19 protein-coding genes and 2 pseudogenes are annotated in these 16,128 nt (G+C 41.0%); 3 read left to right on the top strand and 18 right to left on the bottom strand.

Translation table 11 applies throughout. From position 1 onward, the window contains the following. The first annotated feature begins 77 nt into the window (after window positions 1-77). Window positions 78-608: a hypothetical protein gene (locus M1E09_RS11685; RefSeq protein WP_456271052.1), complete on the top strand. Its 531-nt coding sequence runs from the start codon at window positions 78-80 to the stop codon at window positions 606-608. A 77-nt stretch (window positions 609-685) separates the two neighbouring features. Here the strand turns inward: M1E09_RS11685 and M1E09_RS11680 are convergent, their stop codons facing one another. From M1E09_RS11680 to M1E09_RS11600, 17 genes are all read right to left on the bottom strand, one after another. After that, the gene (locus tag M1E09_RS11680) at window positions 686-1,588 is read right to left on the bottom strand and encodes an AEC family transporter (protein WP_456271051.1); all 903 of its coding nucleotides are present in this window, start codon (window positions 1,586-1,588) and stop codon (window positions 686-688) included. Window positions 1,589-1,746: 158 nt separating this feature from the next. Next, on the bottom strand, window positions 1,747-2,199 hold the full coding sequence (locus M1E09_RS11675; RefSeq protein ID WP_456271050.1) for a hypothetical protein: 453 nt from the start codon (window positions 2,197-2,199) through the stop codon (window positions 1,747-1,749). Window positions 2,200-2,264: 65 nt separating this feature from the next. Then, window positions 2,265-2,963 carry a YetF domain-containing protein gene (locus tag M1E09_RS11670; protein ID WP_456271049.1) on the bottom strand — a complete coding sequence of 233 codons (699 nt, stop codon included), beginning with the start codon at window positions 2,961-2,963 and terminating at the stop codon, window positions 2,265-2,267. Window positions 2,964-3,075: 112 nt separating this feature from the next. Further along, the gene (locus tag M1E09_RS11665; protein ID WP_456271048.1) at window positions 3,076-3,996 is read right to left on the bottom strand and encodes a LysM peptidoglycan-binding domain-containing protein; all 921 of its coding nucleotides are present in this window, start codon (window positions 3,994-3,996) and stop codon (window positions 3,076-3,078) included. Window positions 3,997-4,111: 115 nt separating this feature from the next. Next, entirely contained in the window at window positions 4,112-4,501 is a 390-nt protein-coding gene (locus M1E09_RS11660) for a YidH family protein (protein ID WP_456271047.1), read from the bottom strand. A 681-nt stretch (window positions 4,502-5,182) separates the two neighbouring features. Then, entirely contained in the window at window positions 5,183-5,959 is a 777-nt protein-coding gene (locus M1E09_RS11655; RefSeq protein ID WP_456271046.1) for a sulfite exporter TauE/SafE family protein, read from the bottom strand. A gap of 51 nt (window positions 5,960-6,010) precedes the next feature. Then, window positions 6,011-6,238 carry a sulfurtransferase TusA family protein gene (locus tag M1E09_RS11650; RefSeq protein ID WP_456271045.1) on the bottom strand — a complete coding sequence of 76 codons (228 nt, stop codon included), beginning with the start codon at window positions 6,236-6,238 and terminating at the stop codon, window positions 6,011-6,013. Window positions 6,239-6,494: 256 nt separating this feature from the next. Beyond that, on the bottom strand, window positions 6,495-7,622 hold the full coding sequence (locus M1E09_RS11645) for an MBL fold metallo-hydrolase (RefSeq protein WP_456271044.1): 1,128 nt from the start codon (window positions 7,620-7,622) through the stop codon (window positions 6,495-6,497). Between the two features lie 86 nt (window positions 7,623-7,708). Further along, window positions 7,709-8,278 carry a sulfurtransferase TusA family protein gene (locus M1E09_RS11640; RefSeq protein WP_456271043.1) on the bottom strand — a complete coding sequence of 190 codons (570 nt, stop codon included), beginning with the start codon at window positions 8,276-8,278 and terminating at the stop codon, window positions 7,709-7,711. Between the two features lie 50 nt (window positions 8,279-8,328). Further along, the gene (locus M1E09_RS11635; protein WP_456271042.1) at window positions 8,329-8,625 is read right to left on the bottom strand and encodes a rhodanese-like domain-containing protein; all 297 of its coding nucleotides are present in this window, start codon (window positions 8,623-8,625) and stop codon (window positions 8,329-8,331) included. A gap of 89 nt (window positions 8,626-8,714) precedes the next feature. Continuing rightward, the gene (locus M1E09_RS11630; protein ID WP_456274969.1) at window positions 8,715-9,068 is read right to left on the bottom strand and encodes a rhodanese-like domain-containing protein; all 354 of its coding nucleotides are present in this window, start codon (window positions 9,066-9,068) and stop codon (window positions 8,715-8,717) included. Window positions 9,069-9,101: 33 nt separating this feature from the next. Further along, a complete protein-coding gene (locus M1E09_RS11625; RefSeq protein ID WP_456271041.1) occupies window positions 9,102-9,581 on the bottom strand; it encodes a DsrE/DsrF/DrsH-like family protein in 480 nt (159 codons plus the stop codon). A gap of 58 nt (window positions 9,582-9,639) precedes the next feature. Continuing rightward, on the bottom strand, window positions 9,640-9,867 hold the full coding sequence (locus M1E09_RS11620) for a sulfurtransferase TusA family protein (protein ID WP_456271040.1): 228 nt from the start codon (window positions 9,865-9,867) through the stop codon (window positions 9,640-9,642). A gap of 90 nt (window positions 9,868-9,957) precedes the next feature. Continuing rightward, entirely contained in the window at window positions 9,958-10,218 is a 261-nt protein-coding gene (locus M1E09_RS11615; protein WP_456271039.1) for a metal-sensitive transcriptional regulator, read from the bottom strand. Then, window positions 10,208-10,585 (bottom strand): hypothetical protein, encoded by a 378-nt coding sequence (locus M1E09_RS11610; protein ID WP_456271038.1) that lies wholly within the window; start codon window positions 10,583-10,585, stop codon window positions 10,208-10,210. Before M1E09_RS11610 ends, M1E09_RS11615 begins: the two co-directional genes overlap by 11 nt. A 930-nt stretch (window positions 10,586-11,515) precedes the next feature. Further along, a complete protein-coding gene (locus tag M1E09_RS11605; RefSeq protein ID WP_456271037.1) occupies window positions 11,516-11,899 on the bottom strand; it encodes a DUF302 domain-containing protein in 384 nt (127 codons plus the stop codon). A 44-nt stretch (window positions 11,900-11,943) separates the two neighbouring features. Continuing rightward, window positions 11,944-13,071, bottom strand: coding sequence for an MBL fold metallo-hydrolase (locus tag M1E09_RS11600; protein ID WP_456271036.1), 1,128 nt, complete (start codon window positions 13,069-13,071; stop codon window positions 11,944-11,946). 287 nt (window positions 13,072-13,358) lie between these two features. Here M1E09_RS11600 and M1E09_RS11595 point away from each other — a divergent pair. Both M1E09_RS11595 and M1E09_RS11590 read left to right on the top strand, forming a co-directional pair. Continuing rightward, window positions 13,359-13,913, top strand: a pseudogene (locus tag M1E09_RS11595) (rhodanese-like domain-containing protein); the annotation flags it as partial. Between the two features lie 710 nt (window positions 13,914-14,623). Further along, a pseudogene (locus M1E09_RS11590) lies at window positions 14,624-14,962 on the top strand (methyl-accepting chemotaxis protein); the annotation flags it as partial. A 46-nt stretch (window positions 14,963-15,008) separates the two neighbouring features. Here M1E09_RS11590 and M1E09_RS11585 read toward each other — a convergent pair. After that, a complete protein-coding gene (locus M1E09_RS11585) occupies window positions 15,009-16,073 on the bottom strand; it encodes a hypothetical protein (RefSeq protein ID WP_456271035.1) in 1,065 nt (354 codons plus the stop codon). Window positions 16,074-16,128: the final 55 nt, after the last annotated feature.

Here is a 16,128-nt window from a genome sequence, read left to right as displayed (position 1 = left end):
TATGCCTATTAAAACAAAATCAATCTTTAACATAGCCTTATTTAAAAAAATGTCCTTTTAGAAAGGAGTTCATAGGAATGGAATTTTACTATTCACAACTAAAAGCATTGAGCGGCTGCTGCTCATGCTGCTGCAACGGTGAAAGAGGGCCGCGGGGGCCAAGGGGCAAACAGGGTCCCCCTGGGCCAAAAGGTGAAAAGGGTGATCCGGGTGCCTTGGCGGTAACCCATGGGTATGGGTATTTTCAAGGTGAAAGAAACCAGTCAGGAATCGTTCCACTGAATGTTCCAGGCCCTTTAACAAACACTGAACTCGTCAGCCAGGGATTGAAAGTCTTACAGGCTGGAACCTACCAAATCAATTATAAGGTCAATCTTGAAGGAAGCTCGAATGCGGTAAACAGTCCATCTGCGTTTTATCTGCTTGTAAATGATTCTGTAGATATACGTTCTTCATTGACTGCAGCTTCTTCCTCCACCGAACAGCAGACATTGAGTGCATCCGTTCTCTTTTCGCTGCTTGAAGGTGACATTGTTAAGCTGGTCGCGGAGATACCGGAGAATGTCACGTACAGTATGCCGACCTTGCAAGTACTGCAAGTTGGATAGGAATACAGAAAAACCGCTCTCCTGGCCAGGGTAGCGGTTTTTATTCTGGTGTTAGTTGAAGATCAAACGTCTGCCTCTTAAGACATAAGCATGATCATCAATGGCACTGTTATAATGCTCAGGGAGGTCGTGACCAGCGTACTGAAAGAGACAAGGTCAGGTTCGGTATCAAACTGGACTGCGAACATCGTGGTATTGGCGGCTGTCGGCATTGCTGCCAACACAATGAGTACTTTCGCAAGCAAACTATCAAGTGACAAAATTACAGTAATGGCGTATGCAATAACCGGTGAAACCACCAGGCGGATTAAAATGACACCGGACAATTCTTTCATTGCCACATTTTTTTTCGAGATGCTGGCTAACTGCATCCCGAGGACAAGCATGATGGTCGGAATGGTCGCTGACGCAATGAGATCGATTGCATTATAAATAAAGGAAGGAATTGATATGGCACAGAGTTGAAAAAGAAGTCCGGCGATGGAACCATACAGGACGGGCATTTTCAGTATTTTTATCACTGATTCCTTCAGAGTCGCCCCTTTGCTGCTTCCTTTCGCTGCATAATAGAGTCCGACTGTATTCATTAACAAGGATTGAATGACCATCATAATGACAGCATATTGGAAGCCCTTTTCACCAAATGCAAAAAGAATAACTGGCACTCCGTAATTCCCGCTGTTCATGAATGCGCCAGCCAGTACAAAAGCCGATGTTTTCGTATTCGGCCTGTTTGTCATCTTCCCGGCAATTAGAGAAACGACGATCAAGCCTAATAGAAGAAAAACACAGAATAGGACGATGTACAAATAATTCATATTTAATTCATTTTCATAGAAGGTTTGGAAAGCCAAAAACGGCAGCATTAAGTAGAGAGCTGCTGTTGAAATCGATTTAATATCGAGATTAAGTACCTTCTGGCCAATAAAACCAACCGAAAGGATAATAAAAACAGGCAAAACAATCAATATAAAACTCATATTCATAACTCCAAATCAGTATTTTCAATCAACACAAACGAGATCAATTCAATTCATTATCCTAGTATAATCCAAATCGAAAAAACTTGCTGAATTAATGCTTAGTCTTCGAAAAAAATTTCTCGATGATTGTAAAAAAGGTAATGAACATTTGTCCATTACCCCTCCATGTTTTCTTTTTCGAATACATAAATCACTTCAGCTTTGCAGTTCCGTTGCTGTTCACATATCTCAATGACATCCTCTGAACATGGATTAAGAATAACTATTGTGTAAGTTTCACCAATCCTTACCCAGGTCAATACAGGACAATGAATAAATGAACTCTTTTCAATGTAGCCAAATAATCCGCTGATTTGCATCAGTTCATTCCCCGTTGCAATTCTCCATCCTGGTCCGAGTGATTCCATGGCTGAAAGAGCATCATTCAGGGGCACTTTTTGGTTCATATAGTGAAAAATGATTTTTGAGTGAGCGTCAAATCTTGTTGAGTCAGCTAATTTTTCTTTCAACTGTACACATTTCTCCCCTTCACAGCCAGATGGAATGCAAGGGCAGTCCTCATTTTTCAGAGTCAGCCATTTCTTTAAGAAGTCTACAAGCCTCTCCATAAAAAGCTCACCTCCTGATACAGTCTATTCAGAAGATGAGACAAGCGATTGGACAAATTCTTTATTTAGTGAGTCATGTGATCTTTTCGGCTGTCAATATATAAAGACCCATCCTTTTGAACTTCAGCATAAAAGACATCTGATACTGAATCGATTCCATTCTGGTTTAACTGCTGCTCAAGCCAGTTTTCTTGCAAATTCAGCCTCTTCAGGTTGTTTACATTGATTTTTCCGTCTGAAATCACTTCAGTAGCTGATGGAAATTTCTCTAATGTTGGTGCTACGTTCATATCCTTTTTCGTTAAAGGCTGCTGGGCCTGTTTTTTCAAAACAGATAATTTTCCATCCGTCTCAAAAATGGCGTAATCCACTTCTTTAACTGAAAAAGCTTTGTTTTCCCTCAGTAAAATCATCAAAGCATCCATATCGAGTCGGCATTTTCGTAAAGCCTTCTCCATGATTTTTCCCTGCTTTATCACAATGATGGGTTCACCCTCAATAAATTTCCGTGCTGTTTTGGATTTGATATCTATGTAACCAAAAATCAAGGTTAAGGCGAGCCACCCTGCCAGTGCCAACAGACCGTTCCGGATGCTGAAATCAGCTGACGTGATGATCGAGCCTCCAATAGTACCCATGGTAATTGCGGAAACAAAATTAAAGAAGGTCATCTGGCTGATCTCTTTTCTGCCGGCGATGCGTGCCAATACGAGTAAAGCAGCAAATGCGATGACGACCCTGATCAAAAGTTCCGATACAGCCATTTTTATCCTCTCCTTTTTTGTTATTATCTGTAAACAGCATTAAGATTATTTACAATGATCTTTGATAGAAATTAAAATAAAAAAGCTGCCTCAAATGAGACAGCGTAACCGTTCACTTTATTTTGATAGAATTCAGCATTTTCAATAACTCAGGAACAATCCCTTCAGACTCTTCTGCATTTCGATAATGAATCGTAAACTTTAAGAGCACACCGTCCACTTCTTTGACGACTATATTCGTCTGCACCTCTGAATCATGTGCGTGCAGCAAGAAATTGGCCCCTTTGTAAAAAGGCACTGAATTGCTCGTTGAAAGTTCAGAGACTTTTCCAAGCGCCGTCAGTTGTTCTTCAGCATTATTCTTCACTCTGTCCATGTCGGAGTTGAAGTCCAAAACCTCTACTCTTACAAAATAGGCATCATCATTGGCAGACTGTAAAATGAATTTTCTTGGCTCCTCTGAAGTATAGTAGTATCCGATATAGGGTGTTAAGCCGGGTGTCACTTTATCGGCATTATATCCGGTTGGTATATCGGCTGTTGTTTTATTTACTTGTAATACCTGGCCGACGAAGATAAGGTCTGTTTTCAACCCATTTCTCTGTTTGAGCTCTTTCACTGTGAGGCCGTATTTTTTGCCTATGCTCCAAAGTGTATCGCCTGCCCTCACTATCTCCACATTCGGGATTACAAGGCTTTGCCCTATATAAATGGTATCTGATTTCAACCGATTTACATGTTTTAATTGTCCAACAGTACTATTATTCTTTTTGGCAAGACTCCATAACGTATCTCCTTTTTTGACAGTGACAAGCTTTTTGACCTGAAGCTTATCGCCGGCATAAATCATGTTTGAATCCAGGTTATTGGTGTCCTTCAGCTGCTCCACTGTCATCCCGAACTTCTGAGACAGGCTCCAGAGTGTATCTCCTTTCTGGATCAGGTGGAAACCAGCAGCACCTGCACTGGATACGCTTAGAGCGGAAATGGCCAAAGCCAAGCCTGCCGATTTCAGTAATTTGCTTTTCTTCATAGTAAAACCCCCATTATGAATTCTCTTGATGTACTTGCTAAGATTTTCCTTATACACCAGATTAGACGGCAGGAAGGATAACAAGTTACATAAAGATGAGCCCATTTTGGAGGTATTAAACCAATAAGAAATATGCACCGAATAGTAGAGCGATGACAATGACGAAAATGCCCAGTGTTAGAATCGTTAATTTCGATGTCCGGAATGATTGATTATTAATCGCATCTATTTTTCTGATATAGGTCACACTTGCCATGATGATCGTCAAAATGCCGAGCCCTACTGAAGATAGACCTATAATATTCGCCAGTAAATCACCAACTGGAGATAGGCTGGCTTTCATTGTGAAATGCAGGTTCGTTACAAGAAAGCCAACACCAATGATGGCAATGGCCGTTCTGATCCAGGCCAGATATGTCCGTTCACTGGCGAGGTGCTGCTGTATGTATTTCGATTCTATGCTGGGAGTAACTGAATCAGGCTGTTTAGACTCTCGCTGCTTCATGAAGACGTCACCTCGTCCGATAATATGTTATTAGTTTCAACTTCGGTTGAACTCCTATTCATGTTTTGTATATAGTCTCAGACGGTCAATAAAAGGATGAATTGTTAATAAAATGGTGAATTCTGACTGTGCTATGAAAGAGAGAGGCTGATATAGGCCTCTCCCTTACCAAAATAGTTTGTTAATCAATAAAATGACTCCTGCCAGGAGCCATATAAGCATCGCCGGTCATATTGGCGGGTAACCGAACCGGGTCCCCTTTTTCTTGTTGGTGCCTCACCCATTACCTTTACATCTGTCTGGCTGATACACTATACTCACCTCTATTTATATAGTGAGGATTTTGAATTGGCCTCCGCCAAACGGGGTCTTTATGTAATCCACTTTTACATTATGAAAATAAACAGAATCATTTTCGTTAATGAGAAATTGAATTCCTTCAATTTCTATTGCCTGATCTTTTTCTAAAGCCGACTCCTCCAGAGTCAGGCGAAGCTGAGGGCCTCCTCAGCCAATTCCCATTTCCAGCCTTATAAACGGAGTCTTTCCTTCATTAATGACGTCTTCAACTTCAGATTTGATTTGTGTAATGGCAGCTTGAGTAGCTTTTATCATGTTCAACCCTCCCATATGATAGCTGTATAGTAATCAGTATCTCAAATATCAGTGAAATAAACCAATTTATAGGATATCCATCCAGATTTTTATTGCTGTTCCAAGGATTAAGACAGCCAAAATATATTGAAGTAACTTGGTATTAACTTTCTTGCCTGCCATTGCCCCCAGTGGTGAAGCAATCAAGCTGGCAACTACCATAACAAGTGCGGGCATATATTCTACCTGCCCGGTTGTAATCTTTCCGACCGTGGCACCGATTGAAGAAATGAATGTGATGGCGAGTGAAGATGCGATTGTCATACGCGTTGGGATTTTTAATACCACCAGCATGATGGGTACAAGTAAAAAGGCACCTGCAGCACCAACAATTCCTGCTCCTACGCCAACAATCAAGGCAAGGGAAGCAGCCAGCCACTTATTAAATGTGACCTGATCAAGAGGAATATCGTCGATCCCTTTTTTGGGAATGAACATCATGACGGCAGCAATCAATGCCAGCACACCATACACTAGATTGATGCCGCCTTCTGACATCAATTTTGAACCATAACCACCTATGAAACTGCCAAGCAGAATGGCTCCACCCATATAAGCAATCAAGGTTTTGTTCAGGTAGCCGCCTTTACGGTAAGCCCAAACACCGCCAATCGTTGCGAAGAAAACCTGCACGGCGCTGATCCCTGAAACTTCATGGGCACTGAAGGCGGCCAACCCGAATAATGGCGGAATGTAGAGAAGCATCGGATACTTGATGATCGAACCGCCGATTCCTAGCATTCCTGAGATATAAGAACCTATGAATCCAATTAAAAATATGACGATAATGAAGCTTAAATCCATTTTGTTTACCTCCTTAAAAAAAGGGAACCGTCTTTAGGTTCCCTTATAGTATCAGCCCTTTTTGATCCAAAACTTGAAGACATCGTTTTCTTCTTCATGATTAATCAGTTCATGGCCGCCTGATTTTGCCCAGGCAGTCAGGTCACTCTTGGCACCTTTGTCTGTCGCATGAATTTCGAGGATGTCCCCTGTTTGTAATTCGTTGATTGCTTTCTTTGTTTTAACGATTGGCATTGGACATGCCAGGCCTTTTGCGTCGAGTACTTTTGTTGATTCCATTTTAATAGCCTCCTAATTAGTAGTTATTTTTTTGATGCGATTTTGTCGGAATTTGTCGTTTGGCCGATAAACATTTGGTTTTCGCCGATAAAGGTCAGAGAAACGCCGATAAACTAAGCAAAAGCGCCGATAAACGACTCATTTCCGCCGATAAATCAGCTGGAAACGCCGATAAAGTTAAAAGTGGATTCTATTGGAAACCAGCCGTGTAAAGCCGGCCAGTATTTCGACCGGCTCAAGCTAACATACCAGAACACTATCTCACCGCACATCGGTTTGGCCCGATTTCCATTTCTCGCTGCTCGTCATTATCCGGAGAGATTTTACCCATATTTGTCTTTCGGATTTCTTGATAAGCATTCGGCTGTGGAGGAAGGTTTTCCGTAACAAGAGACCTGAACTCCCCTTCGTCTTCGATATTCAAGCCGTGGTTTTGCTCATATAGAACACCCAGTTTTTCTGATACGCTGCCATCTTCGTTCAACTCATCGATAATCATGAAGTGAGCAGGCAGAACGATGAGATTGTTTGAAAGTTCTTTGTAACGAGAGTAAAGAGTTTCACGAAGATCTCCAACCCAGTCTTCAGCTAAGCCTGCAAGGTCAGGTCTTCCAATTGAATCGATGAACAGGATGTCTCCAGTCATCAAGAATTGTTCGTCTACAACAAATGAAGTAGAACCGATTGTGTGCCCTGGTGAGTATAATGCATGAATGTTGATTTTCGTGTTACCGATTTTCACTTCATTGCCGTCTTCCAATCCTGCATATTCAAAGGTTACTTCCTCAGCATCTTTTGGTGGCAGCCAGTATGTCGCACCTGTTTTTTCTGCAATTACACGGCCGCCTGAGATGTGGTCGGCGTGAAGATGAGTATCAAATACATGAGTGATTTTCGCATTTAGGTTGTCAGCGAATTCTGTGTATACTTCTGCCATTCTGGTAGAGTCGATAATCGCTGCTTCGCCGTTTGAAACAACCATGTAAGAAAGGCAGCCTTTACCGATTCGGACGAACTGATAAAGTTCTCCATCGTCTTTCAAGTCACCGATCTTAACCGGCTCCAAGTGTTCACTCCATGCTTTCATACCACCTTCGAGGTAAGCTGTATCCAAGCCTTCATCTGAAAGCATTTCCGCTACCATGACAGATGACCCTTCTTTCGCACACACCACAAGGATGTCTTTATCTCGAGGAAGTTTGTCCATGATTTCTTCCACACCATCTAATAATTCAAAATAAGGAACGTTTAAATAATCAAACTTATGTCCCTCGATCTTCCAGTCGGCGAATGAATCTTCGTTTCGTACATCCAGGATGAATAATTCTTCATTATTGAATACTTTTGTCGTTACTTCTTTTGAATTCATTGATTTTACAGCCATTATTATTTACCCCCTAAGGTATTATTTGTTGTAAAAAAATTTGAATGGGTGCCTTGTACAGTTTCTATGATCTTTCCGGGTACGGATTATTTGGTTAATGATTGAGTTTCTCCAGTCCACTGGCTCATGCCCGGAACGACATTGATTACATTGGCAAACCCACGTTCCGCAAGCTTTTGTGAAGCCAGATCGCTTCTGCTTCCTGTACGGCAAACCACATAAATTTCATCTTCTTTATTAAGCTCATTCATGCGGGTCTCCAGATCACCTAATGGAATGGAAACGGCATTAGGGATATGGTTGAAAGCATACTCTGCTGCTTCTCTTACATCCAATATGACAATGTTTCCGGTTAATTTAGCGGCCAACTCATCGTTGTTCACAACATTAGGATGTTTTTTCTCAATCATTTCTTCTCCAGATGCCTTTCTTAGGTAATGCTTAAGTACATCCCCTGCTTCAATAGTACCTAAATATTGATGCCCCGCTTTTTCTGCCCATGCTTTGATATCTGCCTTTGAACCTTTATCTGTTGCTTCCACTTCCAGCACCTGGCCCGCTTCAAGGTTTGTGATGGCTTTCTTAGTTTTGACGATCGGCATCGGACAAGCCAAGCCTTTCGCATCCAATACATGATTCGCTGTGATATTTTCCATATTATTACCTCCTGATTATACTGTGTAGGGTATATTTTTATTGAAAAAAATTATACTGTTTTACCTTCCCAAGCAAGCATACCGCCATTCATATTGATTACATTGTAGCCTTGGCTCTCCAAAAATTGGCAGGCACGCCCGCTTCTTCCGCCTGAACGGCAAACCATGATATATTCTTTGGATTTATCCAATTCATTCATTCGAAACTCAACTAAACCTAATGGAATGTTGACCGCACCAAGGATTTTCCCTTGAGCCACTTCATCCGTTTCACGGACATCAATGATATTTGCTGGTTTTCCTTCATTTACAATTGCTTCTACTTCTTTAGGTGTGATCTCTCTCATTTTTTGTTACCTCCTGGTTAATGAGCTCTTTTCCCGCTTTTTAATAGAATACTAGGAAAAGAGCCGGATTTTTTTGAGACTGGGTCCTGTTACTTGGACCAGGCACTCATGCCGCCCTTCACATTCGCCACTTTGTTAAAGCCTTTCCTTCTTAACAGCTTTGCCGCCTTGTTGCTTCTCATGCCGCTTTGGCAGATCAAGACGATTTCTTTATTCGAAGTCAGCTCTTTTGTCTTATACGGCAGTTCATACAGCGGGATATTTTGAAATCCCTCAATGTTTCTTTTGTTGAATTCACCCTTTGTGCGAACATCGATAAACAGTTTATCATTATCCTGCAGTTCGTTCTTCAGGTCAGCTGTTGTAAGGTGTCTCACACCTCTGGCTGGAATCAGGCGAAGAATAATGATGATAACCAGTATTCCAATCAGAATATACCTCATGTACTCGTAATCCACTTGTAATTGGCCTCCTAATTAGATGAACAGATTGACATTTCCGTCTTCTGCATCTGCTAAATATGCTGCAACACCAGCATATTCGATATTATCTAATAACTCTTCTTTTTGCAAACCAAGAAGGTCCATTGTCATCGTACAAGATACAAGTTTTACATCCTGCTCCTGAGCCATTTCAATCAAAGCTGGGAGTGACATTGCATTGTGTTTCTTCATAACACCTTTGATCATTTTCGGACCTAAGCCGGCAAAGTTCATATTCGAAAGCCCCATTTTGTCAGCGCCTTTTGGCATCATCTTGCCGAACATTTTTTCCAAGAAGCCTTTTTTTACTTCAATATTCTCATCTTTACGAAGCGCATTAAGCCCCCAGAATGTATGGAAAATGGTTACCTCGTGATCATAAGCAGCTGCTCCATTTGCAATGATATAAGCAGCCATGGCTTTGTCGTAGTCTCCGCTGAATAATACAATCGTTGTTCTTTTTTTCTCTGTCATAGTTTCTCCTCCTAGTTGCCACCCCTACCCGTAGGGGTATATTTTGATTTAAGAAAATTCAGCCTTTTTTAATCCAGAATGTAAACACGTCATTTTCTTCTTTATGATCAACCAATTCATGGCCGCCTGATTTTGCCCATGCTGTGAGGTCGTTCTTTGCACCTTTATCTGTAGTCAGGACTTCAAGCACCTGGCCTGTTTCCATATCGTTCATTGCTTTCTTTGTTTTAACGATCGGCATTGGACATGCCAGTCCTTTTGCATCTAATGTTTTATCTGCGTTCATTTGTCATTCCTCCAAAAGTTTATAATGTAAATCAAATTACCCATAGGGGTATGTTACTATGTTAAAAAAAGAATGTCAACCCGTTAATTTCTAACGGCTTTTAACCAGCAGGTTGACAGCTTCTTTGATCATTTCATCGGTTTGTTCTCCTCGTTTTTCTGCTTCGAGGACACATTCTACCAGGTTGGAACTTACGATAACGCCTACAGTTCTGTCTACTGCCGAACGGACAGCAGATAACTGGGTGATGACTTCTTTACAGTCTTTATTCTCTTCCATCATTTTCAGAACGCCTCTTAATTGGCCTTCCATGCGTTTAACTCTATTTTTGACCTGATCATTATACTCCATAGCAATACCCCTTTCCTTTATTCTGGTTGGGTGGAGATTGATTTTCAGTCAATGTGTATCCTGATACCCTATACCCTTTCCTTTTCAAAAGCCTTATGCTCAAGTTTTTCTCTACCTGTGTTGACGCAATCACATGGATGCTTGCACCTGAGAGTTCTTGCCAATTTCTTTTAATATAAGCAACAGGCAGATTAACGGCATTTGGTATAGGATCATTAAATGACTGGTTATAATCCCGGACATCTAAGATTTCTATGGAATCTGTCACAGTTGGGAAGTCCTTCATGCATTGAACTCCTGTAACAGGAATATATCTTTTGTATAGTGCTATTATCATACTTAACACTATGATAATCAATAATAACATTACTGTACCTCCCTAATCAATCTAAAAGGAAGAGCCTTACAAAACTCATTATATACCCTGGTGGGTATAAAGTCAACACCTTCATTTATGAAAGAATTGTACTTGTCATCGTCTTTTATTAGCTTCCTCTTTCTTTGTTTTTGCTCCATTCGACACCATCTTAACAATAGAAAAGTTAATACATATAAAAACTGCTTATAATGAAGATACTTTACCTCAGGGTAATTTATTTAAAGAATGATATTGACCTGGGATCACTTTCTTTACTGAGTTTGGTGGTACATTTAGAAGGCTTGTTGAATAGCTACCCACTTACTTGTGGACTCAGGTTGTGAAAAGAGAGTGTTTATTGGCCATCTAGCCTCGTGCCTGCTGAATCAGATGGTAAATAAAGAGTGTTTATCGACCATCTAGCCTCATGCCTGCTGAATCAGGTGGTAAATAGAAAGGGTTAATTGGCCATCTAGCTTCATGCTCACTGAATCAGGTGGTAAATAAAGAGTGTTTATTGGCCATCTAGCCATATGCCCACTGAATCAGGCGGTAAATAGAAAGAGTTTATTGGCCATCTAGCCTTATGTTTCCTGAATCAGATGGTAAATAAAGAGTGTTTATCGACCATCTAGCTTCATGCTCCCAGAATCAGGTGGTACATAAAGGGTGCTTACCACCCATCTAGCCCCTAACTCATTCAATCAGATAGTATTTAAGGAGAATTATTTTTAGAGTATACCACCCTATGTATAGCTCAATCAAAAATTCAGCTTAAAATATGAAGGAAGACTCAATTCTCCAGCTTTATTCTACTAAAGTTGTGACTCTGCCACTTCAGATTTTAAAATATATTCAATATTAAAAGGAGAATCCAAACTGAATTCTCCTCTTAACTTCTTTTTATTGGTTACAATATTTGTGAGGCTTCCTTCTTTTTTAAACACTATTTTTCATGCAGCCGATCAAACGCTTTTCAATGTCTTTAGCAAATTCCTTCATTTTGTCGTCGTTCAGCATGGAAATAAGCGATGTCGGTTTTGGCATTCCGATTTTTGTCTCTCCATTTTCATTATAGACAACCATCTTGCATGGAAGGAAATAGCCTGCCATCGTATTCTCATTCAATACTCTCTGTGCCTCTTTTGGATTGCAGACTTCGAGGACTTTGAATTCTTTTTCAAACTCCAATCCTTTTTCCTGAAGCTTCTCTTTGATATCAAATGTCCATAAGACACCAAATTGTTCTTCCTTCAAGCTTGATTCGAGACTGTGAACGGCTTCTTCGATACTTTTATCTGTTGAGAGAGTATAATCAAACATCTTCATTCTCCTTTATAAATTTTTTTATACGCTGGATGGACGGCTTATCTTACTGCACAGCGATTAGGCCCAGTCTCCATCTCACTCTGTTTTTCTTCATCTGGAGATTGTTTCCCCATATTTGTTTGTCGGATCTCTTCATAAGAGTTCGGCTGCGGTGGAAGATTTTCCGTTACGGCCCTCCTGAATTCATCTTCGTTATCGATGTTTAAGCCATGGTTTTCTTTGTAGAGTGTACCCAGCTTTTCTGATATACTGCCATCCTCGTTCATTTCATCGATGCCCATATAATGAGCCGGGAGTACGACCAAATCATCGGCTAGTTCTTTGTACCGCTTATACAATGTTGTCCGAAGGTCTCCTACCCAGTCTTCTGCCTTTCCAGCGAGATCGGGGCGGCCGATCGAGTCGATGAACAGGATATCGCCTGTGAGCAGATAGTGATCATCGACAATATAGGAAGTACTGCCGATTGTATGCCCTGGGGAGTATACAGCTTTAATGGTGGTATTGCCGACTTCGTATTCATCTTCATCGTTTACCGGATGATAGGAAAACTGGACTTCCCCAGCATCTTTAGGGGGCAAGTAATAGTCAGCTTCATACTTCTCTGCAAGGTCCCTGCCTCCAGAAATATGGTCAGCATGCAAATGGGTATCAAGAACACGGGTCAGTTTCATATCATTAGCTGCGATCACTTCTCGGTAGGGTTGGGTCATTCTGGCAGCATCAATGATTGCGGCTTCTCCGTTTGACTGGATTAAGTAGGACAGGCAGCCTTTTCCTATCCGGACAAACTGATGGATTGTTCCGCCGCCTTTTAACTCACCGATTTTGATAGGCTCTAAATGTTCACTCCAAGCTTCCATGCCGCCTTCTACCGAAAATACATCCGTATAGCCAGCATTTGCGATTTCTTCAGCTGCCTTTTTGGAAGAATTGCCTTTTGCACAAATGACATGGATATCCTGATCTTTTGGCAGTTTATCAAGAAATGGGCCAATCCCGTTTTCTTTAATGTCTGTGTAAGGTGCATTGATGATGTCGACATTTCTTCCGTCTACCTTCCAGTCATCAAAAGCATCTGTGTTTCTTACGTCTACAATAAAACCCTTCTCTTTGCTTAACACTTTTTCAGCTAATTCTTTTGATGACACCATTTTTACTGACATGAAAAATCCTCCTCTGTAGCTGGTGATTGTCGTTCTGTTCTACCATTACCCCTATGCGTATTTTTTACACATGAAATATATATACCCTTGAAGGTACTCATTGAGTATCCTTCTGTTATGTATCATTCAGCATATATTGTTTGTATCGTCACGGAGAGTTATGCAATTTCAGGGATTCCTTTGCTTTGACAAAGCTGATATACCGTCTTTCATAAGAAGTGACCGTGTGATTTTTATCACTGTTTTATTTACTTAGGTATTTTAGTTTAGGGGTGGGGGTATAAGGTGCGGGATACTATCCTGGCGCGCACCCGATTGCGTTTAAGCTATTATTTGATCCGGAAAACGGGAAAATCCTTGGTACTCAGGCGGTGGGCAGAGATGGTGTTGATAAGCGGATAGATGTCATTGCGACGGCTATAAAAGGAAACTTAACGATCTTTGATTTGACGGAACTTGAACTGGCATATGCCCCTCCCTTCTCATCAGCAAAGGATCCGGTCAATATGGCGGGTTACGTCGCTGCCAACATCATGGACGAAAAAATCCAAACAGTCCAGTGGCATGAAATTGATAAGATTGTAAAAGCAGGCGGATTGCTGGTGGATGTCCGTGAACCTAAGGAAAGAGAAAATGGATATATACCCGGATCGATTAATATCCCCCTGGGAGAATTACGGTCTCGTTTAGATGAGCTTTCGATTGATCAACCGGTTTATGTTGCCTGCCAGGTAGGCTTACGTGGATATCTTGCAACAAGGATTCTAGATATGAATGGGTTTGATGTCTATAACCTGGATGGCGGCTGGATGACTTACAGTGCTGTTCATAGCAGGAGTTAATTAGTTAAGGGACCTCCTTTTGTTGGAGGTTCTTTTTTCTCAATAAGTTAACATAATAATATTATAAGGGATTTATGGGTGGAATTAATCTTTAAGAGTTCTGACTTCTTATTTATTAAGAAATCAGCACATTTATTTTGGCTTCAAGACATCTTCATTGGTATAATACTAGTAAAATAGTCACATGGAAATGAGGATTTATAATGTATACCGTCACAACATCAGATAACAATGATTACAAGAGTGTATTAGAATCATATATTGAGGTTTCGAGGTTAATATCCTCAATGCTCCCTGATATTGCAATTGGAATTTCAAATACGGAAGAATGGCTGGCGTACTATCCCAGCCGGAAAATCGACCTAGGTGTCAAACCTGGTAAAAAGATCAATCCCAGAGAACCTCTTGCTGATTGCATCTCAAATAATAAAGTGATTAAAGAAGAAGTTCCTGCCGAGTTTTTTGGGATCTCTTTCACAGGCCTTGCTAATCCGATTGTCAAGGACGGAAAAGTCATTGGGGCGGTGGCCATTCAAATGCAGGAGCAGAACGAAAGAGAGCTTCGCCGAATCTCTGACCAGATTGTAGACGCTGTCAGTCACACAAATGAGAGTGTCAGTAATGTGGAAAAAGGAGCGGATGGCTTATCTGACATCAGCCACACATTGTTGCAGCAATCCCATCATGCTGCTGATGAAATGGAAAAGACGAATGAAGTGATTACCATGATCAAGAAAATTGCCGATCAAACGAACCTGCTTGGCTTGAATGCTTCAATTGAGGCTGCACGTGCTGGAGAAATGGGCCGGGGGTTTGATGTTGTTGCGAAGGAAATTCGTAAGCTTTCGAGCGAGACGGTTGCTTCTACCGAAAAAGTGCGGAGCATCATTACCAATCTCCAAGAATCAATGAAAGAAATGGCATCTTCCATAGAAAAAGTGGTCAGTGTCGGAGAAAATCAAGCGGCATCGACCCAGGAAATTTCTGCTTTTATTGATGAGATTGAAAAAATGAGTATAGAACTTAATAAGTATGCTGCGCAATTATAAGAATAAAAGACAGGCCAGAAATTCGGCCTGTCTTTTATTCTGACATCTAAACTTTTAGGTATTCCATTCGTTTTACCGCTTTTATAAAGCTTTCCGCCATTAAAGCCGGTTCCATTTGGTCCCAACCAACTTCCTTGATGAAAAATCGGCTTTGAAAGGCATACTTCAGGGGTGCAATCGCCATTACCAAATCAAATACTCTATTAAATTCCTGGTGATCCATTTGCACGTCCAGTTTAGCAAAGTAAGCATCTCTTAATCTCAGTTGTGCGTTATTCCAAGGTAGTTTATAGGCCATCCCCTTGTAATCGGAAACCATCTCGCCTGCTTCATCCAGCAGTTTCTCAAGGGAAAACAACGGACAGCTGATGACGGCTTCCTCAAAGTCAAAGATAAGAACTTTGCCGTCGGCAGTACGGACAGCATTGTTGCTGTGAAGGTCAAGGTGATCAATTGAATAAGGGATATTCACTGAAGCCAATTCCTCGAGAATACCCTTCACTTGTTTACAGAGAGAATTCAGTGTATTTTCACCAGAGATGGCTTCGAGGTCCTCCTCTTTAAGAGTATATTGACTGGCAAGCTTCTCACTCTCATTTTTCCAGTTCGACTGATAATTATCAGCCGATTCTGTAATGAAATTTTTAAGGATTCCAGAGAGTTCCTTAAAGCTGAAAAAGGGAATATGTAAACCTTTATGTATGTATTCAGCTGTTTCTTTCTGCAAAACAGCCATTGTTTCCCCTGTTTCAATCAGTGACTCGAGGCTTGACTCGTCCCTGATGAGCGTCCCTTCGAATTTTTCGAACAGCATCCAGGTTTCATCTCCTCGTATTTCTCCCGCTAAATAATGTGGTAGCGAGCCTGAGTCCAGTCTGGATAACAATTCATAAATCGATGGGGAAGTATGAAAAATGGGTAAGAAGGCTGCCTTGAAAACGACTTCTTCAAAGCCTCCCCCACTTTTCATATGAAATAAGGCTGTGATTCCCCAGTCATTTGAACGGAAGATTTGTTCAGGTCCTTTTACCTCTTGACCATCAGACACTTTCATGATCCATTTCTTCACTTCTTCTAAACTGACTTTCTCATTCCAGGTTAACTTTTTCAAAGTTCCACTCCTCAGTTTCCTTGAATTCTTACCTTAAATGATAAAGGAATCTGAA

It is taken from the genome of Bacillus sp. AK031, from assembly GCF_053903065.1.
The sequence above is the reverse complement of the archived record's forward strand: the minus strand, read 5'-3'. Positions and strand labels throughout refer to the sequence as shown.